24 protein-coding genes are annotated in these 22,425 nt (G+C 55.2%); 13 read left to right on the top strand and 11 right to left on the bottom strand.

Annotated features, from left to right (window positions below; genetic code table 11):
• The first annotated feature begins 6 nt into the window (after positions 1-6).
• Positions 7-180: a CopD family protein gene (locus ACR0K4_RS22475; RefSeq protein ID WP_480855852.1), complete on the top strand. Its 174-nt coding sequence runs from the start codon at positions 7-9 to the stop codon at positions 178-180.
• An 8-nt stretch (positions 181-188) separates the two neighbouring features.
• Positions 189-626 (top strand): c-type cytochrome, encoded by a 438-nt coding sequence (locus ACR0K4_RS22470; RefSeq protein WP_480855851.1) that lies wholly within the window; start codon positions 189-191, stop codon positions 624-626.
• Between the two features lie 107 nt (positions 627-733).
• Here ACR0K4_RS22470 and ACR0K4_RS22465 read toward each other — a convergent pair whose 3' ends face one another.
• Both ACR0K4_RS22465 and ACR0K4_RS22460 read right to left on the bottom strand, forming a co-directional pair.
• Positions 734-1,585 carry a DUF4396 domain-containing protein gene (locus ACR0K4_RS22465; protein ID WP_480855850.1) on the bottom strand — a complete coding sequence of 284 codons (852 nt, stop codon included), beginning with the start codon at positions 1,583-1,585 and terminating at the stop codon, positions 734-736.
• Positions 1,586-1,932: 347 nt separating this feature from the next.
• Positions 1,933-3,507, bottom strand: a complete 1,575-nt coding sequence (locus ACR0K4_RS22460) for an arylsulfatase (protein WP_480855849.1) — start codon at positions 3,505-3,507, stop codon at positions 1,933-1,935.
• 142 nt (positions 3,508-3,649) lie between these two features.
• Between ACR0K4_RS22460 and ACR0K4_RS22455 the strand changes: the two genes are divergently transcribed.
• Entirely contained in the window at positions 3,650-4,549 is a 900-nt protein-coding gene (locus tag ACR0K4_RS22455) for a LysR family transcriptional regulator (protein WP_480855848.1), read from the top strand.
• Positions 4,550-5,064: 515 nt separating this feature from the next.
• On the opposite strand, the gene ACR0K4_RS22450 is transcribed toward ACR0K4_RS22455, so the two are convergent.
• A complete protein-coding gene (locus tag ACR0K4_RS22450; protein WP_480855847.1) occupies positions 5,065-5,646 on the bottom strand; it encodes a TetR/AcrR family transcriptional regulator in 582 nt (193 codons plus the stop codon).
• Between the two features lie 124 nt (positions 5,647-5,770).
• Here ACR0K4_RS22450 and ACR0K4_RS22445 point away from each other — a divergent pair, with 124 nt between their 5' ends.
• The gene (locus tag ACR0K4_RS22445) at positions 5,771-6,361 is read left to right on the top strand and encodes a YceI family protein (RefSeq protein ID WP_480855846.1); all 591 of its coding nucleotides are present in this window, start codon (positions 5,771-5,773) and stop codon (positions 6,359-6,361) included.
• Between the two features lie 26 nt (positions 6,362-6,387).
• Positions 6,388-6,966, top strand: a complete 579-nt coding sequence (locus tag ACR0K4_RS22440; RefSeq protein ID WP_480516805.1) for a luciferase domain-containing protein — start codon at positions 6,388-6,390, stop codon at positions 6,964-6,966.
• A 332-nt stretch (positions 6,967-7,298) separates the two neighbouring features.
• Here ACR0K4_RS22440 and ACR0K4_RS22435 read toward each other — a convergent pair whose 3' ends face one another.
• Together ACR0K4_RS22435 and ACR0K4_RS22430 are read right to left on the bottom strand one after the other, a co-directional pair.
• Complete coding sequence (locus tag ACR0K4_RS22435; RefSeq protein ID WP_480628430.1) at positions 7,299-7,517, bottom strand: GDCCVxC domain-containing (seleno)protein; 219 nt, start codon at positions 7,515-7,517, stop codon at positions 7,299-7,301.
• A 4-nt stretch (positions 7,518-7,521) separates the two neighbouring features.
• The gene (locus tag ACR0K4_RS22430) at positions 7,522-7,845 is read right to left on the bottom strand and encodes a hypothetical protein (protein WP_480516801.1); all 324 of its coding nucleotides are present in this window, start codon (positions 7,843-7,845) and stop codon (positions 7,522-7,524) included.
• Between the two features lie 99 nt (positions 7,846-7,944).
• On the opposite strand from ACR0K4_RS22430, the gene ACR0K4_RS22425 reads away from it, so the two are divergent.
• From ACR0K4_RS22425 to ACR0K4_RS22415, 3 genes are all read left to right on the top strand, one after another.
• On the top strand, positions 7,945-8,343 hold the full coding sequence (locus ACR0K4_RS22425; protein WP_480855845.1) for a MerR family transcriptional regulator: 399 nt from the start codon (positions 7,945-7,947) through the stop codon (positions 8,341-8,343).
• Between the two features lie 181 nt (positions 8,344-8,524).
• Positions 8,525-9,850, top strand: a complete 1,326-nt coding sequence (locus ACR0K4_RS22420) for a sensor histidine kinase (protein WP_480855844.1) — start codon at positions 8,525-8,527, stop codon at positions 9,848-9,850.
• A complete protein-coding gene (locus ACR0K4_RS22415) occupies positions 9,847-10,488 on the top strand; it encodes a response regulator (protein WP_480516795.1) in 642 nt (213 codons plus the stop codon). Before ACR0K4_RS22420 ends, ACR0K4_RS22415 begins: the two co-directional genes overlap by 4 nt.
• A gap of 82 nt (positions 10,489-10,570) precedes the next feature.
• Here ACR0K4_RS22415 and ACR0K4_RS22410 read toward each other — a convergent pair whose 3' ends face one another.
• Together ACR0K4_RS22410 and ACR0K4_RS22405 are read right to left on the bottom strand one after the other, a co-directional pair.
• Positions 10,571-11,362: a hypothetical protein gene (locus tag ACR0K4_RS22410; protein WP_480855843.1), complete on the bottom strand. Its 792-nt coding sequence runs from the start codon at positions 11,360-11,362 to the stop codon at positions 10,571-10,573.
• A gap of 159 nt (positions 11,363-11,521) precedes the next feature.
• On the bottom strand, positions 11,522-12,283 hold the full coding sequence (locus ACR0K4_RS22405) for a cation diffusion facilitator family transporter (RefSeq protein WP_480855842.1): 762 nt from the start codon (positions 12,281-12,283) through the stop codon (positions 11,522-11,524).
• A gap of 346 nt (positions 12,284-12,629) precedes the next feature.
• On the opposite strand from ACR0K4_RS22405, the gene ACR0K4_RS22400 reads away from it, so the two are divergent.
• Complete coding sequence (locus ACR0K4_RS22400) at positions 12,630-13,328, top strand: hypothetical protein (RefSeq protein ID WP_480855841.1); 699 nt, start codon at positions 12,630-12,632, stop codon at positions 13,326-13,328.
• A 503-nt stretch (positions 13,329-13,831) separates the two neighbouring features.
• On the opposite strand, the gene ACR0K4_RS22395 is transcribed toward ACR0K4_RS22400, so the two are convergent.
• The 3 genes from ACR0K4_RS22395 to ACR0K4_RS22385 form a co-directional block, all read right to left on the bottom strand.
• Complete coding sequence (locus ACR0K4_RS22395; protein WP_480855840.1) at positions 13,832-15,034, bottom strand: IS91 family transposase; 1,203 nt, start codon at positions 15,032-15,034, stop codon at positions 13,832-13,834.
• A gap of 12 nt (positions 15,035-15,046) precedes the next feature.
• Positions 15,047-15,919, bottom strand: a complete 873-nt coding sequence (locus ACR0K4_RS22390; RefSeq protein ID WP_480855839.1) for a tyrosine-type recombinase/integrase — start codon at positions 15,917-15,919, stop codon at positions 15,047-15,049.
• 246 nt (positions 15,920-16,165) lie between these two features.
• A complete protein-coding gene (locus ACR0K4_RS22385) occupies positions 16,166-17,056 on the bottom strand; it encodes a LysR family transcriptional regulator (protein ID WP_480855838.1) in 891 nt (296 codons plus the stop codon).
• A 16-nt stretch (positions 17,057-17,072) separates the two neighbouring features.
• Here ACR0K4_RS22385 and ACR0K4_RS22380 point away from each other — a divergent pair, with 16 nt between their 5' ends.
• The 4 genes from ACR0K4_RS22380 to ACR0K4_RS22365 are packed head-to-tail and all read left to right on the top strand — an operon-like array spanning position 17,073 to position 21,782.
• Positions 17,073-18,773 (top strand): sulfatase, encoded by a 1,701-nt coding sequence (locus ACR0K4_RS22380; RefSeq protein WP_480855837.1) that lies wholly within the window; start codon positions 17,073-17,075, stop codon positions 18,771-18,773.
• Entirely contained in the window at positions 18,770-19,762 is a 993-nt protein-coding gene (locus tag ACR0K4_RS22375; RefSeq protein WP_480855836.1) for a Bug family tripartite tricarboxylate transporter substrate binding protein, read from the top strand. Before ACR0K4_RS22380 ends, ACR0K4_RS22375 begins: the two co-directional genes overlap by 4 nt.
• Position 19,763: 1 nt before the next feature.
• Positions 19,764-20,255, top strand: coding sequence for a tripartite tricarboxylate transporter TctB family protein (locus tag ACR0K4_RS22370; protein ID WP_480516781.1), 492 nt, complete (start codon positions 19,764-19,766; stop codon positions 20,253-20,255).
• A 6-nt stretch (positions 20,256-20,261) separates the two neighbouring features.
• A complete protein-coding gene (locus tag ACR0K4_RS22365) occupies positions 20,262-21,782 on the top strand; it encodes a tripartite tricarboxylate transporter permease (RefSeq protein ID WP_480855835.1) in 1,521 nt (506 codons plus the stop codon).
• Between the two features lie 254 nt (positions 21,783-22,036).
• On the opposite strand, the gene ACR0K4_RS22360 is transcribed toward ACR0K4_RS22365, so the two are convergent.
• Positions 22,037-22,285: a ParB N-terminal domain-containing protein gene (locus tag ACR0K4_RS22360; protein ID WP_480516777.1), complete on the bottom strand. Its 249-nt coding sequence runs from the start codon at positions 22,283-22,285 to the stop codon at positions 22,037-22,039.
• Positions 22,286-22,425 lie beyond the last annotated feature (140 nt).

The raw sequence follows: 22,425 nt of genomic DNA, 5'->3' as shown, positions 1-22,425 counted from the left end.
GTTGTCTTGGTCTTGACGTTGGCAGCCGCAAACAAGCTCCGCTTCGTTCCGGCCATGCAGTCCGGGGACGACAAAGCTGCCCGCCACTTGGCACGCTCCATTGAAATCGAAGCCGTAATCATTCTGGTGGTCCTTGCGGCAACCGCGACGCTCACTAGCGTCTTGACCCTACCGAATTGAGGTATCCAATGATCAAGTGGAACTTTTTAATCGTCACATTTGCCAGCTTCGCAACGGGTGCAAGTGCTGGTCACGAAATGGAGGACCGGAACTTGGCCAAAGGGCAGACCCTCTACGCCGAGTACTGCGCGTCCTGCCATGGCGCCGATCTCGAAGGACACCCGGATTGGCAGACGCCTGACGACAACGGTATTCTTCCTGCGCCGCCACATGACGAGACCGGGCATACATGGCACCACGACAACCAGCTTCTGTTCGAATACACTCGGCTAGGAGGTGAAATGGCGTTAGCCGCGCGTGGCGTCGACGGCTTTGCAAGTGGCATGCCCGGATTTGGGGACACCCTCACCGATGACGATATTTGGGACATTCTCGCCTACATACGGTCCACTTGGCCCAACGATATTCAGGAGGTGCAGGCCAGCCGTAATCTTCCGCACGAGTAAAAACTGGGCATCTGGTTAAGATTGCGGTTTTGCGTGGTCAGCTCGGTGAGCATTCGCTTTGGCCTACAATGTCGTCGTGATTTAGGTACCCAACAGGTTTTGAAGCTCTAAAAATGGATGGGTGTAACTTGCGAAGTCGCCCAGAGTGCAATCAGTAGGATCGCGTAGGTGCCAACGACCCAAAGGAACATGGAGTGCGAAGGCAGGTTCCTCATACCCATGCTGTGACTGGGCATGTTCTCCATTTCGCCATGTGACATGCCATTCATCTCTGAAGACACGTGACCGTTGCCCGGTGCCGGGCCATCGGTACCGGGTTGGGTCATACAACCGTGTTTCAAGTGATTGGCCACCAGCCAACGATTGATCGGGAATGCAACAAAACCACCCACAATTGTCGCCAAACTCATGCGAAACCAGAAAGTCGGCGAGAGTGGGTCTTCCGATTCAGGCCAAGCCGACGCTAACAGTACCATCGTGGGGATCATGCCCGTCATTACCATGTTCATTGACACGGTCTCTGCAAAAAGCGTCTTTCTGACAGCTTCTGCATAACTTCCATACATCGAAAGCATCATAAGGGCCTGAAAGATGAAAAGCCCCGAGACGAAACCGAAGACGTACTCGACGGTGATGTTCCAGCCATTCGGAAGGGCGAGGAAATGAACGAGGATTGCGGCAACTATGATCCCGGTAGCGTCGCCCGCCAAACAGTGCATCTCGCTATTGACCCCTTGTTTCCACGTTGCGCGCGTGAAACGGTCATGCCCGCCCAGGAATGGGCGGCGGCAGGTGGTGAGGTAGAAAAACAGTCCGACTGGTCCCGAATAGATCGTCACCAGAATCCAAGCCAAACGTTGAACCCAACTGGTCACGCCATTAGTAATTGAATCCCAAACGACGAATGCCACGCTGGCACCGGTCAGCAAAAACCACACAAGCATCGCACCGTCGAGCACTCCGAACTCCCTGAATTGCAAACCCTTCTAGTAGTACGAAGTATCGGCGCGTATGTGATATCAGGCAAGTCAACACACATTTGGGTATTGGACCTCTCTTTGCATCGACTGCTTGGCATCTTTGATGGTTCGTTTTCGATAGTTGATTTGAAACGAATGGCTACGCGTGTGCGTGGCAGACGCCTCAACGACGACATTACGTCTGCATATGAACCCATAGTGACTGACGCTGCGCCGTGTCCAAAAGGCGTTTCAATGCGTGAAGCGAACGCGATTCAGCAGGTGTTTTCCCGCAAATTCCTGTATGGATCGGGAGGCAAGGATTGGTGCCTCCCGTGAATTGATTTCTACTGTGACATCCCGCCTTCAGTCGAAACCTGTTCTTCGACGTGAGACTGATTGGTGACGTCCGATCCTCTCGGGGGATAATCCTTGAACGTAGCCAGGTGGTTTTGGACGATTTTGGCCGCAGGACCAAAGGCCCACATCTTGTTGCCCATCCAGCGGGTGTACATCCCGGATTCCTCGGCCGCTTTTTCGTAAGGATCGCGACGCAGGTTGAACAGCAGGGGTGCGTTCAGTTCCTCCTTGGGGCCAGCCCAGCCTTCGGATTGGATCGTGAAATGTGCTTTCCAGTCACCATGGCGTACAGCTTGCAGGTCCGGTCCTTCGTAGTAGATGATCTCGTCTCGGCTGCTCTCCCCCTCACCAGTCAGGAAAGACAGTTGGTTATATCCATCGAGATGCACTTGATAGCCTTCATAGCCTTGCAGCAAGGAGTCCGGCAGATCGCCCGGCCCTCCGGCGGCGGCAACAAGGGTGGGCATCCAATCAAGACCGGCAAAAATACCGTTACTCACGGTTCCGGCCGGGACTTTTCCGGGCCAGCGAATGATGGCCGGGACGCGGAAACCACCTTCCCAGGTTGTGCCCTTTTCGCCATGGAATGGTGTTGTTCCACCGTCCGGCCAGGTCATGGTTTCGGGGCCGTTGTCAGACGTAAAGACAACAATCGTGTTGTCTGAGACGCCCAGCTGGTTCAGTCGCGCCATGACTTTGCCCACGTTGTCGTCCAACTCTTTCATCACGACGTCCTGCAAACCGCGCCCGTCGCCCAGCATGGCCTCGTATTCAGGGCTCAGATGGGTCCAGACATGCGCGCGCGCCGGTGCCATCCAGACAAAGAACGGCGTATCGCTGTCGACTGCGCGGTTGATGAAGTCCAGCGTGTGGGCTGTCACCTCGTCGTCCAGCGTCTTTTGGCGTTCGGGCGGGGCCGGGCCATCGTCGATGATGCGTTGCTTGCCAACCAGACCCCAGCGTGGGTCCACAGTTTCATCGACAGTATCCGTAGCATAGGCATGAATGATGTTCCGAGGGCCAAATGTATCGTTGAAATTCTGATCCGTCGGCCAGTCGGGATCGGATGTGTATTCCATCGCGTTCAAATGATAGAGCCAGCCCCAATATTCATCAAAGCCCTTCACCGTCGGCAGGAATTTATTCATATCTCCCAAGTGGTTCTTGCCAAATTGCCCGGTCGTATAGCCCAGAGATTTCAGCATATTGGCCAGGGTTGGATCATCCTCGCTCAGACCTTTTTCAGGGTCTCCGGGCAAGCCAACCGTGTGCATTCCGGTGCGAACAGGCAATTGTCCGGTGATAAATGCTGACCGCCCAGCAGTGCAGCTTGGTTGAGCATAATAGTCCGTCAGACGCATGCCGTCGGCGGCCAGTTGATCCAGGTTGGGAGTTTTGATGCTTTTCACACCCTGATGGTAACTGCCAAGGCTGGCCCAGCCGACATCGTCAGCCATGATGACAAGAATATTGGGTTGATCGGCTTGAGCCAAAGCCGGCAGGGCACAGAACGTCGCCGTGGTCAGAGTGGCGGAAACCGCTATGGATCGAAGAATGAACATTTTTACCTCAGTGGACGCAGAAGACGATATCGAAGGGTCCATCAGGGATAGCGATTGAGAGTTTCGCGTCGCAACAGAGCTTTACCATGATTTCATATTGTGAAATCTAAAACACGAAACCTGAAATGAAATTGGCCGCACGATGAACGAAAACGCATTGACCGCCTTTCTGGCATTGGCTGAAACCGGCAGCTTTCAAAATGCGGCTCGTATGATGGGTGTCTCCAACGCGTCGTTGTCCCGCTATGTCGGGCAGGCCGAGGATCACACGGGCCTTGTTTTGTTCCATCGCAGTCGAAACAGCAGCACGTTGACACGCGCGGGGCAAGAGTTTCTGCCAATAGCGCAGGCATTGCGCGAAGATCTGAACCGCTATGCAGCTCGCGTGGCTGGATTGCGCGAAACCGGGCCGGGCACTTTGCTGATTGGGTGCGGTCCGCTCACCACAAGAACTTTGATCCTGCCTGTCTTACGCGTCGTGCGACAGGGGATGCCTGACCTGCGTTTCCGAATTCTGGTAAGTGCCTATGCGCGTCCACTCGACTTGTTGCAGGCGGGCGAATTCGACGTGTTCCTCGGCGATCTGACCTACACTCCTGAAGCTGAAGATGTTGAGATCATGGTGATGGAGAAGCAACCCATTCAATTCGTCGCTCATCGAGATCACGAGATTCACCAGCGCGGTCCCCAAACCATGGCGGGCATATTCGATTATCCCTTTGCATCACCGCATCTGCACAAACACTGGAAAGCTGCCTTGACGAAGGCACTTGGTGGCGGTGCCGAGGCGGTCGACAAGGTTAATGCACAGCCGCATATCGAATGCGACGACTACAACCTCCTGACTGGGTTGTTGGCGGAGCCTGACTTCGTGGTGGGAGGGATGCCGGACACGTTCGCGGAACTGATCCGCACAAAGACTGTCAGACCCGTGTCGATGAAACAGAACCTGACATGGAACATTTGCGCAGCGCGCAAGTCGCAGAACACGTCTGCCGCGGTTGAATTGGTTTGGAATGAACTTGCCAAGTATCGGGCGTAATCGGTGGGGGGAGGCACAGTGAGACCTGTAACTGAAGCATTTTCTGGCCCAAACGTAGGTCGTTTTCTTAGGCCCGGTAGATTTGCCGAAGTTCCGCTTAGGTACCGAGAGCAGCTTTTTGAATGCAATTGACCAACGGCAACTAAGTCCCGCTCACCTGCTATCCGACACCGGGTTTTGAACGTCCGGAATGTGCGGTTCGCTACGTGCCGCACATGCGAAAGACCGAAGCTCGGTCGACGGCAGCAATGGGCTCATTCGACCAATTTGGTTTGTCGCAGACAACGTCCGGTCCGAGCCCAACATGATCTATGCTGCACGATGCCCTAATTACAGCTATGCGCAGGAAAGCAGACTTTGCAAACCTCGGCGGACGATCATAGCAAACGTTTGATAAGACCATTTGGAGCAGCCGCTATTAGGAACTGGCTGGACACGCTATTGATCATTACTTGCTGTTCTGCCGATATCTCGCGCCTGTTGCAGGTCGCTTTGATTGCAAAGTCAGGCGATGGTCACTGTCCCGAATTGGTTTTCGCGATACTGCAAAGCAGATCAACATGTCGATCCAGCCAATCCTCGTCCAGTGCCTCGTGACGAATGAGCTTGCGGAAATAAGGTGCAGCGACTGCCAGTTCTATGAATTGGTCAACCGGAACGTCGGCGGTGATCTCACCGCGGTCTATTGCGGCTGAAAATACTGCTTCAACACTTGCGAACCTGTCTTTCATGAATTCAGTGATCACCAACCGCACTTCTGCATCGGTGGACGCAGCAGCGACCACCTGAGGCGCGATTTGGCCCCATGGTGTGTCATTCAAGGCTCCCATCAGTACTCCGAGTAACCAGCGCAGGTCAGATCGCAGCGGGCCATCGGTTTTGGGTGGTATGTTCGGCGGTGTTGCTATGCGCCGGAATGCTGCATCACGCAGACTACGCGCGTCTGGCCAGTGCCTGTAAAGTGTACTGCGCGAAATGCCTGTTGCCTTTGAAACTGCGCCATGAGTTACGTGCAGCACGCCTTCATCCATCAGTATCTTTTGCGCAGCATCAAGCGCGGCCTGCCGTGTGGCGATCAGCCTGGGATCTTCTTTCAATCGCCCCTCCTATAGAACATCTTGTTGCGCAGTAGAGCATCATGTTCTATAAGTATGGCTAGCTAAAAACTAAAGCTCAATACTCAAATCCGCGAACACGTCTTGTCAAAATGGGAGCGTATCAATGTTCAAAGTGGCAGCAACCCCGCTGGCGGTACTCTTATCGATGGGCGCGACAACCGCATTGTCCGAGAGCGGCACTTACGAGCTGGTTCCTGGACACAGTCAGGTATTGTTCAGCTACAACCACATCGGGTTCTCAGAAACATATGGAATGTTCTCGGGCTTTAGCGGTGAGATTGAGTTCGACGAAGATGATCCGTCTGGGTCATCTGTCACAGTGTCTATGCCTGTGAAATCCATGATCACGGGCTGGGATGCCCGTTTGCAACACTTCATGTCTGATGACTTTTTCAGCGCGAGTGACGGTGACGTGGTCACATTCGCCTCAACCAGCATCGAAGTCACCGGGGACAATTCCGCGAATATTTCTGGCGACCTGACCATGAATGGCATCACCAAACCTGTTGTACTGGAAACGACGCTCAACAAGTCAGCGCCATATCCGTTTGGTGCAAAGGAGGGCACCCCGACCTTGGGGCTGGCAGCCACGGCGACCATCGTGCGGTCTGAATTCGGACTTGGGGCGTTTGCGCCAGCAGTGAGCGACGAGATAGAGCTCTTGATCAATATAGAAGCGTTAAAGGCTGAATAATGTGTGCAAGGGCACTGGTACGGCGGTTGGCACACAATCTTTTTGATTGGCGGATGGTCAACACGATGAATGTGCACCTGAGAATATTGGCGGTTGCTGTAACGGCGGTGGCATTGACGTGCCAGTCGGCATCCACACAAGAACGCTCCTTGCCAGAGCGCACTTCGCCCCGTCCCGAGACGACAAGCGGCGTACCACATACCCAGATTGGTGTCGAAATTGATGCCGGTTTGGCCCAGCTATTGCTGGAGCGTGTCGCGCAACTCCCAGGGGTCACACTTGGTCCGACACGAATATCACTACCCGGCGCGATTGGCTTTCAGCTTGATCCCGACATGTTGTTGGCTCAACCGAACTCTATCGTCGGTGGGTTTGAATTTGCGCATATGCACCCAGATGGCAGCCTGCACGCCTCGCTCGACCCAGCAATGGCGCGAAGGGCAATTGAGGCGGGTTGGGCGGTAGCGCACCCGTGGGCCAATCAACGTCCTGGGTGGAGCGGCTTTGTCATGATCTATACTCCGACGACACCAGAAGAACTGGAGGCCGTCATCGATCTGGTGGAAAGTTCGTACACCTTCATCACCGGCAACACCTTGGGTTAAGCCTGTTTTGCCTGAAAGTGTGCGGTGACGCCTGCTTCCTATAAGAGTGCTGTTTCAGCCGCCTTGCTTTTAGCGGTCAAATTCTTTCTTACATTATCGCCGTGGCGAAGCGCTCGATACATACAAGCCATTCGCATCAATGGTAGCTCCCGTCCCGCGCAGTTGAATCCAAGCAAAAGTCAGAAGGCTCCGCGCACTTGAGAAAGAACTGAACCGGATTTCAAAAGGTTGTAGTGGAGATGGGGTGTCAGAGCACCGCTACGTGCTTGCTTCACTCGCCGATCATGAGCTGTGCCGCCACGAGCACTGAACTTTGGAAGCCGGGATTGCCTCTAACCGCAGCACGAACTGCCCTCTTGAATTGGCGGACATGGGACAGTTGCGTAGGAACAAAAAACACAGCAATCGCCTTCTAGTGGCTTCAAGACTGCCTTGCATGATTTGCATTCATAAAACCACTGGCACGTGTCGGTTGGCATTCTTTCGGTTTCAATGTGTCCGCACTCAGGACAAGTCAAAGTGCTATCCAGCACCACAGTTTGTTTTGTCATTGTCTCACATCTGCATGATTAGATAATCGTTGATTTGAGCCTCATTGAACACGATGATCCATGCCAGCGCGGTGATCGCTGAGCTTCCAACAAGCCACCATTTCAGATTTGCCATCGTCCCGTTTCGATGCGCTACGATCCATGAAACCGCGACCAGCGCTGTTGACATGGCGAGAACATAGTAGCTTGCCGCCGCTATTCTTCCGAATACCGCCAACCAACTGCCACCCAAGCCTAACAACATCATGGCCATTGGAAGAACACAGCATGTTGCTACCCCCAAAGCGGAAACCGATCCCAGGTAGCTGAATGTCACATACTTCTTCATCTCTCGCTCCTTGGGTAGGCGATTTGATTGTGTTGAGGCACCGGCATTCAGAACGTATAACTCCTGTAGTAACTACAGGATCAAGAGGGGACACTTCACATGATTGCGATAGGTGAGGCTTCCCGGCAATCCGGGGTCGGAGTAGAAACCATCCGCTATTACGAACGCGAAGGTATCGTACCAAGACCCGCACGAGCTCTGAACAATCGTCGCCTCTATTCCGCAAACGATGTGGGTAGACTTCGGTTTTTGAAGAAATGCCGCGACCTGGGGTTTCCTCTATCTGACGCAAAGGCGCTTTTGGAGCTGTCAGAAGGAAGTGCCGAAGACTGCCGGTCAGTGAAAGAATTGGCCGAGGCACACATTGCCAGCGTTCGAAGCAAGATTGATGTGCTCAGACGCCTGGAGCACGCCTTGAGTGAGCTTACGGCCAATTGTGATAGCGGAAACGTTCAATGCCCGATGCTGCAAAGACTGAGAACGATGGATGATATCTGACTCTGGCCGCTGGGCGGAACCAAAGGGTCTGAGATTTAGCCAGATCGCGTCAGACCAAGGTCTGTGGTGCGGTAACAGATTGTAGTTCATAGTCGATTTCACGATGAGAGCGAGAGTATCCGACCTGACGATTGGCAATTGGTCGTTGTCGCGAGTGTTTCTTGCGGCCAGCATCGTTGTGATGAGCACTGCTACCGCAATTGTCGGGGTCTGGGTGTCAAATCGAATCCAGAACGCAGTCGTCCAAAACTCCGCCAACTCCGCAGCGCTGTATATGGAAAGCGTAGTATCCCCGCTCAGCCAGGAATTGGCACATGGCGACCGCCTCTCAGAACAGGCGAGCCTGGCGCTGGACGAGATTTTCATGACCCAGCCAATGCGCGACCGCATTGTCTCCTACAAATTCTGGAAGCAAGGCAGTGTGATTGCACATGCCTCTGATACAGACATCATCGGAAACCGTTTCAATCCAACGGATGACTTAAGGCGGGCGTGGAGCGGTGATATCTCCGGCTCTTTCGAAGAGCTTGATCATGCCGAGAGCGCCGCCGAGGCGGCATTGGGGATACCACTGCTTGAAGTTTACAGCCCCATCCGCGAACTCTGGTCAGGCGAAATCATTGCAGTTGCGGAGTTCTACGAAAGAGCTGATCAGCTTGAGTTAGACTTAGCCAAGGCCAGGCGAACAAGTTGGTTGGTCGTCGGCTCCGCATTTCTGGCAAGTACGATTGTTCTGTATTCCATTGTTGCAATTGGCGACAAAACTATTCGACGACAGGGGGCTCTTCTTAATCAGCGCCTGACAGAAAGTGAGAGGATGGCTGAGCAGAATGCGCTGCTGCGGTCGCGTGTGGTCGAGGCGTCAGAAAGATATGCCACGCAAACAGATCGGTTCCTCAAGAAACTCGGTGCCGAACTGCATGACGGTCCTGCGCAATACCTGTCGCTCGCCGCCCTTAGACTGGAAGCGGCGTTTTCCGAAGAGTCCAAAAAGCCTAAAGAGGCCGAGGAAATTCAGCAGTCTTTGCAAAAATCTCTGGCTGAAATTCGTGCAATATCGCGAGGGCTGTCCGCTCCGGACATCGACAGCCTGTCACTCGTCGATGTTGTGAAGAGAGCCGTAGAGGATCATGCCGAACACAGCCCGTTGCGACCGGATGTTTCATTCCTGGGTAGCCAGGCCCCAGAGTTGTCATTGTCCGACAAGCTGTGCGTTTTTCGGTTCCTCCAGGAGACGCTTTCCAATGCCGCGAGATATGCTCCAGCTTCCAATTGCACTGTTATCGCTGAGGCGCAGAACGACCGCATAGTTGTCCAGGTCAAAGACGACGGACCTGGTTTTGACAAGTCAGAAGAAACCGCGCTGCGAGACGATGGTGGCCAGGGGCTTATGGGCTTGCGGGATCGGGTCGAGAGTATTGGTGGCAGGTTCGAAGTCGTATCGAGACCGGGCGAAGGCACCACCATTGCTATGACACTCTTTCCCAGAAAGTTAGGCACATCATGACTACATCTGTCGTAATAGCTGATGATCACCCAATATTCAGGGATGGTTTGCAACGCACGTTGGATGAAGCTGATGGTTTCGAAGTTTTGGCCGCTGGGTCCAACGCTGAAGAGGCAGTATCGCTGGTCGGCAAGCATCAGCCGGACATAGCTATTCTTGACCTCTCTATGCCCGGTGGCGGGATAAGCGCGACACGTACAATTGCAGCGATGGCAAATCCGCCCGTCATTGCAATCTTGACGGTCTCAGAGAACAGCAGCGATGTCGCGGACGCCTTGGAGGCGGGCGCGATTGGGTACATTGTGAAGGGAGTAACCGCGAGCGAACTAACCGCTTCCTTACGCAGCATCGCCGCAGGTGAAGGGTTCGTTTCTCCGGGCTTGGCCTCGCGAGTATTGCTGCAAATCAATGCTGACAGCGGCATGTCTATTAACAGCAGCATTCTCGATGATCTTACGCATCGTGAGGAAGAAATACTGAGACGTGTGGCCAAAGGACTAAGTAATCGTGAAATCGCTGACGAGTTAGACCTTCAGGAAAAAACCGTAAAGCACTACATGACGGCAATCCTGTCCAAGCTTCATGCGCGCAATCGGGTAGAGGCCGCGCTTATTGCACATGATGTTTGGAACAAGTGAGATTAACAGCAGTCTCTTTAACGACGATGGCGGCCCCTCTCAAATCAGAAGCCGCCAACGGATTATCGACTGGTGTTGCTGTTCAGTTGGTAACCGACTGTAACCTACGGCGATCAAAGGCCGTTGCGTTTCTCTCGACAACAGTCCGGTTGTACGGGTCTTTCAACTCGTAGCGCCCAAACTCGATCTCCTCTTTCCAACCATTGGCATAGTTCACTTCGATGTTGTTGCCCTGGCGTTCGATTTTCGTGGGCCGACTTCCAGCAGTGCCGCCTTGCCCTGAAGAGCGCACGTTGTCGATTGAGATGCCATTTGCCAAAGAACGAAGCCTTGAGACGTCAGCACCGGTCGCGGGACGCTCCTCAATAGTTCGGTTCTGAGCATTCTTTCTCTCATACCGCCCGTTTTCGATCTCCTCCTTGGTTCCGTCGGCGTAACGCACTTCAATGCCGTTAGCGTTTGTTTCGACCTTTGTTATCCCAGCCGAACCCGACGGCTTGCCCCCTGCTTGAGACCGATCCTTCTTTCCGCTGCCTTTGTTGGAGCGTTTGGAGTCATCATCATCATCTCGGTCGTCGTCGCGATCATCGTCTCTATCGTCATCACGATCATCGTCCCGGTCACCACCACGGCCGCTATTGCCCGACCCCGAGTTGTCGTCGCGGTCATCATCTCTGTCGTCGTCACGATCATCATCCCGATCATCGTCGCGACCATCCCCGTCTTTCCCCTTGCCGCTCTTGGCAAAGGCATATGATGGTTCAAAATGTAGGCGACCATCGGCATCAAACACTGGCACATAAGGCGTCGCCGCAATCAACGAAGCCAACGCCGCTGTACAAAGAAGTTGACCCAGCTTTCTTTGAATTTTCATTTTCGCCTCCAATTTTAAGCATCACGCTTCGTGACGTTGGAGACAGGTTACTTCTGGTTCGGCTTTCCCACATCGGGCTTAGGTCTGACGAATTTCAAGCCGAACGTCTTAGTCAGATCAGACAAACCTATAGAGTTTTTGCTGAGCCATGTGACCAGTTTAGTGGTCGCTAACCCCGTCACCCTTCAACTCGTCATCAGGTTCGAGGTGAATGACAAAGACAGAACCCGGATACAAACGCTCCAATTCTTCCTCGATGTCATTGCATATATCATGCGCTGCACTGACTGGCATTGCGCCGTCCACAACAAGGTGAAACTCCACGAAGATAACATTCGCGGATCTAAGCCCTTTGAGGTCGTGGTACTCTAAGGCTGCGCTGAGATTTGCTTCGATTGCGTTGGAAACAGTCTGCAAGTCATGCTCCGACAGTGTCACATCCATCAGACCATCGACGGAAGCCCGAATAACTTTCCATCCCTCCCACAAGATGTTCAGCGCAACAAGAATTGCCAGGATCGGATCGAGGATCAGCCAGCCGGTGACAAGTACAAGTATCAGACCTGCGATGACACCAACTGAGGTCATGACATCTGTGAAAATGTGCCGGGAGCTTGCCTCCAATGCAGGCGAACCCTCGCGCCCGCCAGTTTTGAGCAATAGGTAAGCCCATGCGCCATTCACACCCGTTGCAATGACATTGACGACGATTCCAAGAAGCGGCGCATCCTCAAGATGCAGGTTCGGGAGCGCCAGTACGGCTTCTCTGATGATCAAGAACACCGCCAGCACAATCAGTACGCCCTCGACGACAGCGGAAAGGTACTCAGCTTTTTTGTGACCAAAGGGGTGGTTTTCGTCAGGAGGCTTGTTTGCAACGCGAACTGCGAAATACGCCAGCAGCGCCGCAACGACGTTCACGGTTGATTCCATTGCGTCTGACAACAACGCCACCGAGCCCGTCAGCCACCAGTTTCAGAGCCAGTACCGCAATGGAAATCGGAATGGACCAAAGAGCAAATTTTTGTGTCATTCGGTCACGAGCCTCAGTCAATCGTTACAAGAGATCCTAGGAACAGATGAGCTATCGTGCTTAACACGTAAGACAGGATTAGGATAAAGATGAACAGGGCCGTAGGGCCGGTCATGCTCGACCGGCTGTCGTGAATGGCGCTGGCACCACAGTGTCATACATCTGTTACTCGGATGGACCCGATTGTTACATACGGCTAGCATCAGTGATCACACAGCACGAAGGGAGACACACATGTCGAAGTTCACCAAACGAAAAACTGCCCACGGGGTTGTTGCACTCCTAATCTGCTGTATCGCGGCGACCGCACAGGCGCAATCGGCAGGCGAGGAGATGTCGTTCTTCATCACAAGTGTGGGCAAGGGCGACGGTGCCAACTTAGGTGGCCTCGAAGGCGCCGATGCTCATTGCAATGCGCTTGCCTCCGCGACCGGTTCTTCCAAGACTTTCGCGGCCTATCTGAGCACCTCAATGTCCATTGATCGCAGTACCGACCCGATGACAATCACCAATGGCGTTTCTGCACGCGACCGGATCGGATCGGGTCCGTGGCATAATGCCGATGGAGAACTCATCGCCAACAGTGTTGAGGACCTGCACAGCGACAGCGTGAATATTAACCTTCAGACCGCGCTCGACGAAAATGGTAACCCTGTCAATGGGCGTGGCAGTCAGCCGAACAAACATGACATTTTGACGGGCTCCGATTCCGCCGGACATTTCTCAACGGCAGGTGGCGATACGACATGCAGCAACTGGACTTCGAATAGTGAAGATGGGTCTGCGATTGTCGGACACCATGACCGTGTAGGTCTCAATGATGCCCGAAATATGTTGTCCTGGAACTCATCGCACGGTTCGCGCGGTTGCGGTGAGGAACATCTGCCGCGTTCCGGCGGGGCAGGTTTGTTTTACTGCTTCGCAACTGACTAATCGGGCAACATTGGTACGCGTGTCGCCCGTATTGAACCTGATATTGCCAAGTTAGTTCTGGGGATTGCGCTGTGGACGCGGGCTTTGGGCGGAATCAGTCTAAATGCCGCTTCCTTGCGGGTTTACTAAATTGCAATGCTTGGCTGAGAAGGACCGCTTGGGGCGGACTGCGGCCCTTTGAAGCAAAAATGCGGATGGCAGCAAAGTCCAAGGTTTGTGGCTGCTGTCAGCGCGAGCTGCAGCGGCGACAAATCTGACAAGGAGGAAAGCGCGGGCGGCTTTTATTGCTATGGGGATTTTGGCCCGGGGCTTGGGTCAGCGATGCGGTGAACAGCGAAGCCTGCCATGCTGATCCGAGCAGGCGCGTTGATCTTTTGGCCACCGTGTAGCGTGTCGACCCATTTCTCTGTGGCAATGAGCCTCGTGCAGCGCTGTTTTTGGCGGACTGGCCGCGTTGACTGGCCCGGCGCGCCCATCTGACGGGGCCGGGTGTGACGGTTGGATCATGCGACGTCCCCCCATGGCGGTACGCGGGATTTTGGAATTTGGCCGCGTAGGAAGGTCTCGATAATGATCATGGCCCCGCCGCATTTCGGGCAAGGCGGAAGAGCGGCCCGGTCATCGGGGTCGTCGCTCGTCCCTTCATCCGGTGCCTGGTCGGGTGCTGGCTCCGTATCCAACAAGCGCCGGATCATCGCGATCCTGTCACGACGGATGCCGTTGGCGAGGAAGCCCGCGTGGCGGATGCGGTGGAAGCCGGTGGGCAGGACGTGGATCAGGAAGCGGCGGATGAACTCACCCGTAGGCAGCCGCATGACCTTCATCCGGTCGCCGCGCTTGATGCGGTAGTCCTTCCACCGGAAGGCCACGGTGTCGGTATCCGCGCTAATCAGGCGATGATTGGAGATTGCGACCCGGTGTGTGTATCGGCTGAGATAGGGCAGCACGGCCTCCGGCCCGCCGAAGGGTGGCTTGGCGTAGACGACCCAGTCGGAATTGCGCAGCGGCGCGAGATAGGCCTGGAAGGTATCCGGGTCGGCCAACTCTGATAGATCGCCGAAGAAGCGCAGCTTCCCCGCTTGGTGCAACCTGGCCAACCCTTCGAGGAACAGACGCCGGAACAGCCGTGACAGTACCTTTACCGGCAGGAAAAACCCTGGGCGGCAGGCGACCCATTGAGCGCCATCCGGTGACAGTCCGCCGCCAGGTACGATGACATGCACATGCGGATGGTGCGTCATCGCCGAACCCCATGTGTGCAGCACGCTCGTCATGCCGATCCGGGCGCCGAGTTGTTTCGGATCGGCTGCGATGGTCAGGAGCGTCTGCGCCGAGGCCTTGAACAGCAGACCATAGACCGCCGCCTTGTTCTGGTACGCAACGACCGCGACCTCCGCAGGCAGCGTGAACACCACATGGAAGTACTCGACCGGCAGCAGGTCCTCCATGCGCGCCTGCATCCAGTCCTGTGCCGCGCTGCCTTGGCACTTCGGGCAATGCCGGTTGCGACAGGAGTTGTAGGCGATGTGCTGATGATCGCACTTGGTACAGGCGGCGACATGGCCACCGAGCGCAGCGGTTCGGCAGGTCTCGATCGCGGACATCACCTTCAACTGCGGCAGGTTCAGGTGGCCCACATGCGCTTTGCGATAGGCAGGGCCATGGGCGCGGAAGATATCCGCAACCTCCAGTCTGGGGCGGGACATTGGAGCCGGGGATTATCCGGTGCCAGCCTTCTGTCGCACCAGCAGATCAAGCGGGCTGGTGACATCCCGGATCGTCTTGGTCGCCACCTTGGTGTAGATCGTCGTGGTCTCCAGCTTGGCATGCCCGAGCAGCACCTGGATCACCCGGATATCCGTCCCACCCTCCAGCAGATGTGTGGCAAAGCTGTGCCGTAACGTATGGTGCGAGACCTTCTTCCTGATCTCAGCGAAGTCACAGGCCACCCCGAAAGCGCGGTTGAACTGCCGCGTCGAAATCGGATCAACCCGGTTGCGCCCGGGAAAGAGCCAACCTGCCGGCCGCGCCTCGCGATAATAATCGCGCAGGAGGTCCAGCAGGCTCGGCGACAGCATCACATGGCGATCCTTGCGCCCCTTTCCCTGATCAACGCGGATGAGCATCCGGTCGCTGTCGATGTCGCCCACCTTGAGATGCGTGACCTCGCTGGCCCTGAGCCCGCCGCCATAGGCGACACTGAAGGCAGCCCTGTATCTCAGCCCGGGCCCGGGTGCAGCCTCCAGAATGCGCGTCACTTCTTCGGCGCTGAGCACAATGGGGATCTTCTTCGCCGCCCGCTGATACCGCATGTGCCGCTTCATCTCAGGCCGCGGGCATGTGGTTGCGCAAAAGAAGCTCAGTACGGTCAGCCGATTATTGAAGGTCGGCGCGCTCACGCCGCGCTCCTTCATGTCGAGTTGAAACGCCCGCAACTCCTCCGGTGTCGCGCTGTCGGGCGAATGACCCAGATACCGCGTGAACTCCCGCATCGCCCGCAGGTACATCGTTTGTGTCTTCGGCTGCAGTCCCTTGATCTGCATGTCTTCGAGAAAACGCTGGCGCAGCGCCGGTACATATTGGTCCGCCATCGGAACCTCCTGTCATCAGTTTGAGAAGGTCCCAATCGTCAGACAGGCTCGTCAGTTCGCAAAATCCACGCCGACCACATCAGCATGCACCACCCGGCGCAAGCGCCAATACCGCGAAAGCGGTTTCGTCCTTGTCCCGCAGAGCAGACACCGCACGCACCGGATGCCTCTGATGGCCAACTGAAACCCTCAGATGACCGGTTCGAGCCCAAAGTACAAAAATGCTGCGGGTGCAACCAATGTCCGCTATCGAAACTCAAACCGCTCGAAGAACGCCAGACAGACCTTCATCACACCGTAGTTGAGCGCGCTGCGACGTAGGTGGACACCAGCCTGTCTCCTCGGCAGGCCTTGCTCGGTAGGCCGTATGACCAAACCCTCTTTCGCGACACGAGAAGCCAGTTGCAGCGGAGCCGACATGATGAACGGCCCTTCACGGACAAGTTGCAAGCCGGTCGTGAACGAGGTCGTCCGAATGTCGATGACATCCTGGGTGGCAGGTGTGGGTTTAAGCAATGTGCGAAACCTGCTTTCGGTCTCGGGATCGTTGCCGAATATGACCCATTGCTGTCCTGCAAGCTCGCGGATATCGATGGCGGCCTGGCCTGCTGCCGGATGGTCCGGCCGCATAACGACACCGTGCTCCACCTCGGTCACCGTAGTGGATGAGAGTTCGGTCTCCAGGCCAACGCCGTCAAGGACACCGAGATACAGGTCGATCTCGCCGCTCAGCAATGCTTCGCGCGCATGCTGAGTCATATCGGTTTTTAGATCGAGCCGAAGGTCGGGAAAACGGGTTTTGAGTTCGGTAAAAAGACTCGCGACACAGCTGAGGTGAAAGAGCGGACCCGCTCCAACGCGCAAGACGGAAAGTCCTGGCGATGCGATGGCACCGATCTTCTCGCGTGACAGACGGTATTCTAGTGCGATCCTTTCGGCATTTTCCAGAAGCATCCTGCCCGCTTCGGTAAGACGCATCCCCCGCCGATCCCTTTCGAAGAGCGGTGTGCCGTAGCTTGCTTCAAGGTTTGCGATCCGCTTGGTAACGGACGGTTGGGTAACGCCGAGCTCATCCGAAGCTTCCGTAAGCGATCCGTGCGCGGCGACGGCGAGAAAGGCGGCGAGGTTTCTTTCCAAGATATTCACTTTTTGAATGAATGTAGTCGATACTTCGATTTTACAGAATTTCTTTAATACCGCAATGTATGTGTCAGCCGTGGGAATTGCTTTGGGAGGGGCGATGCGGACCGTTTTTGTTCTATTCGACTCGCTCAACCGCCTGGCACTTGGTGCCTATGGCGGAACGGCCATCGCAACGCCGAACTTCGACCGTTTCGCACGGCGAGCTGTGACCTTCGACAAATACTATGTAGGTAGCCTTCCCTGCATGCCTGCGCGGCGTGACATGCATACGGGACGGCTGAACTTCATGCATCGACATTGGGGGCCGCTGGAGCCATTCGATGACTCTTATGCCCGCATTCTCAGCCAGAACGGCACCTACACGCATCTGATCTCGGACCATTTGCACTATTTCGAGGATGGCGGTTGGGGCTATGCGAATGCCTTCGATAGCTGGGATTACATACGGGGCCAGGAATACGATCCGCTGAAGGTTCTCGTGGCACCGCCGGTCGACCGACTAAGGGAGGCATTTGACGCGCGGCACTATCCGTTGGACGGACTGCCAAACGGCACGGCAACACGCGGAAACTCCTCAAAAGTCGCTTGGAAGAAATCCCGCGCAGCAATCAACGCCCAGTTCCTCGAAACCGAAGCTGATTTCCCAACTGCAAAGTGTTTCTCTGCCGCCTTCGAGTTCCTTGATCTCAACCGCGAGTCTGACGACTGGTTTTTGCAACTTGAGTGCTTTGACCCACATGAGCCCTTCGTTGCGCCGGAGCGGTTCAAGGAGGCCTATCGAAGCGGATACAAGGGCAAGATCCTTGATTGGCCAATTTACGAGAAGGCAACGAACTCCGCTGAAGAGATCGCCGAAATCCGAGGTAACTACGCTGCCCTTGTAGCCATGTGCGACGAGTATTTCGGCAAGTTACTGGATTACTTCGATGAACACGCGCTCTGGAACGATACCTGTCTGATCTTGACGACAGATCACGGGTTTCTACTGTCCGAACACGACTGGTGGGGCAAGAACCGAATGCCCTACTACGAGGAAATCTCGCACATTCCCCTGATGATCGCGCATCCGGATGGCGAAAGAGGGACCCGGCGGGCCGCTTTATGCCAGACACCCGACTTGATGCCGACGATGCTCGACATTCATGGTTGCAAGGCTCCTCCTGGTGTCACCGGAACGTCGCTGGTCCCCTCCCTGACCAGTGATGTTCCGGGGCACGCCTCCGTCGCACTTGGCATGTTTGGCGGGCCGGTCTGTGTAACAGACGGGCGCTATAGCTATTTCCGATATCCCGAGGAAGAGGAAGGCTCCGAACTCAGTATATACACGCTGATGCCGACCCACATGACAGGTCCCTTCGACGTTGGCGAATTGCGGTCGGCGGAGCTGGCAGGGCCGTTCGACTTCACTAAGGGCGTCCCGCTTATGAAGCTCACGCTCGACTCGAAGAACAGCCAAGTCGGGCAAGACGGTCAAACGCTCGAAGAGTGCGAAACTGCGCTTTACGATCTCGATGCCGACCCGGGTCAGACGCAGCCTGTTCGCGACTCTGCCATCGTCGCCCGGCTTTCGGCGCACATTTCCGCACATTTTCAGAGGCACGACGCACCGCTCGAAATTTATGATCGGTTTGGGCTGTCCGATCCGAATTCCAAGAAACGCCCCATCAAGGACGTTGACAAACACACTGACAGGAGGAGACCCAAGTCATGAAAACACCATTCAAAACACTGACCGCCGCAGCTGTAGCTGGGCTGACCGCGACCGCAGCCATAGCCGAATTCCCGGAACGTACAATCGAGGTCATTCACCCCTGGGGACCCGGCACAGGGTCTTCGGTGAGCCAGGTCATCGCCAAGGCAATGGGTGAAGAGCTTGGTGTTGACATGACCGTTTTGTCGGTGACGGGCGGGCCGGGAACCAAGGCACAGACGACCGCCATGAGCAAACCAGCGGATGGGTACACCATCATGGACTCCTACGTGGCTCCGCTGGTTCTCGCACCGATCCTGGGTAAAGCCGAATGGGACTACACAGAATTCACGCCACTGCAATCGGCTCATTCGAACGCCTTCGCAATTGGCGGGCGCACCGAGGAGAGCCGCTGGGACGACTTTGCCGGGCTTATGGAATACTGCGCGGCCAATCGTGGAGAGCTTCGCTATTCCTCTGGTTCGCGAAACAACCTGCCGCACATGGTGATCTCGAAGGTGCTTCAGGCGCATGACTGTGTTGCCCAGAACGTGCCCTACACGCAGGACGGTAACGCCGCAAAAGACTTGAAATCTGGCGTTCTGGATTTCTCTTTTGTAAATGTCGGCAATTACAAGTCTGATCCATCCGCGTTCAACATCATGCTGGTTCTGTCCGAACTGGAAGACTCTAAAGCGGCATTCGACGGCGCGCCCGGACTGGATGACATTGAGTTTGACACAGGTCTATCCAAACTGGGCCCGATGGGCTGGACATGGTGGATTGTTCACCCGGAAACACCAGCGGACGTCGTGGACAAGCTTCGCGAAGCAATGGCCGCGGCAATGGCTCGAGATGATGTCAAAGCAGCAATCCGGCAAGTTGGCTTCGTGCCTTTGCCCTATGACTACACCATGTACGACGAGGTTGTCGGTGGCGTGAAAGACCAACTCGGGGCCATGGGCAGCGCGCTGGAATGGGAAGAAGAAGAGCTCAAAAAGCTGCAATAAGATGAAGCTGTCGGCCAAGCTTGCAGAATGGACGGGGCTCGCGTTTTTCGCGGGCCTCGGCGCGCTGGTCTTCCAACAGATAGCGACGTCCATGTCCGAGCAAGGGATTGCATCTGGCGGCCCATATGACAACGCAGCCAGCTATCCGCGCAGCATCGCGATACTTATGTTGGGGCTTCTTGCCGTCCAATTGGTCCGCAATTTCACCTCAAGCAATGCAGAACAATCAGAAACTACTTCTCCTTCGGCCTTGCGGCGGTCGGTCGGTTTGCTTGTCATCTTTACAATCTACCTGATTTGCCTCGGTTGGCTGGGATACCATCTGTCAACTGCGCCCATGGTGGCGGCAGTCATGATGCTCTGTGGAGCCCGCAACGCTGGCGTTATTGTGGGATTTGCGCTTTCATTGGCCTTCGTTCTGGCTTTTGTCTTTGAAAAGGTCCTGAACGTCGTGCTGCCGGGCGGCATCTTCGGTCTGAATATCCCCTGGTGAGCTTTGATGTTTGAATCCCTTCTCGGCGGCTTTGAGCTGTTTTTCTCGCCCCTCGCTATTGCTTTGACCTTCGCGGGCATCCTGATCGGTTTGCTTGTCGGTGCCTTACCGGGGCTTGGACCCTTGATGGGTATCATTCTGCTTTTGCCGGTGGCCATAGGCCTGCCGCCCCTAGCAGGGATGGGTTTCCTCATTTCCATTTTCGTCGGAGGCTCCTGCGGAGGCGCTGTGTCAGCAATTTTGCTTCGAATACCTGGCACACCCATCGCAGCAGCTACGTTGCTGGACGGTTTCCCAATGGCCCAGAAAGGACAGGCCTCCAAAGCTATTGGCCTTGCGCTTGCGGCATCCTCATTGGGTGGGCTTGTCGGCGGCGTTGTTTTGATCACCGCTTCGCCCGTACTCGCGTCCTTTGCCAGTAATTTTGCCCCACCCGAATATACGATGCTGGCCGTCACCGGGCTATTGACCATTTCGCTGATTTCCGAGGGCACTTTGGTAAAGGGCCTGATGGCCTGTTGCTTTGGTCTGCTATTGTCGACCATCGGATCCGACGCATTCTCAACGGGGTATCGGTTCACCTTCGGGTCGCACCACATGCTTGATGGGTTCCACATAGTTGCCGTAGTCGTCGGGCTCTTTGCGATCTCCGAGATGGTCTTTCAAGTCGCAAGGGGCGACCTGTTGGGTCGACCCACGATCGAGATCGCCAAGCCCAGTTTCAGATCTGTGTTTCTGGTGATGAGGCACTGGAAGAATATGCTGCGGTCATCTTTCGTCGGTGTATTCTTCGGCTCTCTTCCTGGTGCGGGCGGCGACATCAGTTCGTTCAGTTCTTATGCTATTGCCAAGTCATTCGCCAAACCGGATGAGAAATATGGCGAAGGCGCCGAAGGCGGCGTCATTGCGACCGAGGCAGCCAACAATGCAACCGTGGGCGGCACGCTGGTTCCCACGCTGGCCCTTGGCATCCCCGGGGACGCTTCGTCGGCAATACTGTTGGGTGCGCTTTTGATCCTTGGCTTCGTCCCGGGCCCCGAAATGTTCACGATGAATCCAGAGTTCGTGGGGGGCCTGTTTCTCGTCTATATGGCGTCGAATGTCATGTTGCTGTTTGCAGGCATTCTCGCGGCTCCATTTTTTATTCGAGTTTTGTTGATCCCGAAACTCTACCTGATTCCGGCAATTCTCATCTTGTGTTGTATCGGAACGTATGCCCTGCAGGGTTCGGTGTTTGACCTGTGGGTCATGCTGGGCTTTGGGCTGGTCGGCATTCTGTTTCGTTTGGCGAAATACCCGCTTGCTCCCATCGTGTTGGGTTTGATCCTAGGTCCAATTCTTGAGGCAAATCTACGCCGCTCGTTGCTGATATCCCGAGATGGCTACTGGATATTCCTTGACCGTCCGGTCGCAGCCGCGTTGATCGTCATCGATTTGGCCATCCTACTCGGATTTGCATTCATCGCTTTTCGACGTTGGCGCGCAACAAAGCGATCGTTCGGCTTAGAAACGCAACCAGATGACTAGATCACTGCGTCTATGATCACTCGAATGTTGGTGTAGGTTGTTGCGAGACAGCTAAGCAGAAGCGGCCGTTGGCACAAGCGCAGAGAATTAGCGCTATAAACGAGGTTTTGCGTGACCATTCTGAGTTGGAAAATTGCCAGCGTATTACTTTATTTGAGAGCCTTCATTGCGCACGGTTGCATCTTTGGGATGAAAAAAGTCAGCGTCTGCTGACATTTTCCGAGGCTTTGTCAAACGCCAATTCCAATGGGCATTTAGTGTAGCCTGGCGCGTACCAGATAGGCATCGACCGTATCACCGCCCAGGGCGCGAATAGCCTCTAATCGATGAAGGCCTGCAATCAGTACGAACCTCTCGTTGTCCGTGCGTATCTGGATCGGGGTCTTCTGGCCGTTCTTCAGGATATCTTCGGCCAGCGTCAGAACTTTTTGTTGATCAAGTGTTTTCGCCCGTTTCACAGGCACATAGATCAGGTCGAGCGGATATGGTCTTTTCCCCAACATAACTACGTGCGCAACCTTTCGTGCATTTGTTCAGGTTCGGAGTTTGCTTCAAAAGCAGGCGCCGGAACGTACGTCATAGAACTGAACGAACAGCCTCGCGCAGTTCTTGATGGATGATCCAAGTCGCTGGTTCATTGTCA

This window comes from Ruegeria sp. K11, from assembly GCF_056531905.1.
Note: the sequence above shows the minus strand (reverse complement) of the source record. Positions and strands in the feature narration are given on the sequence as shown.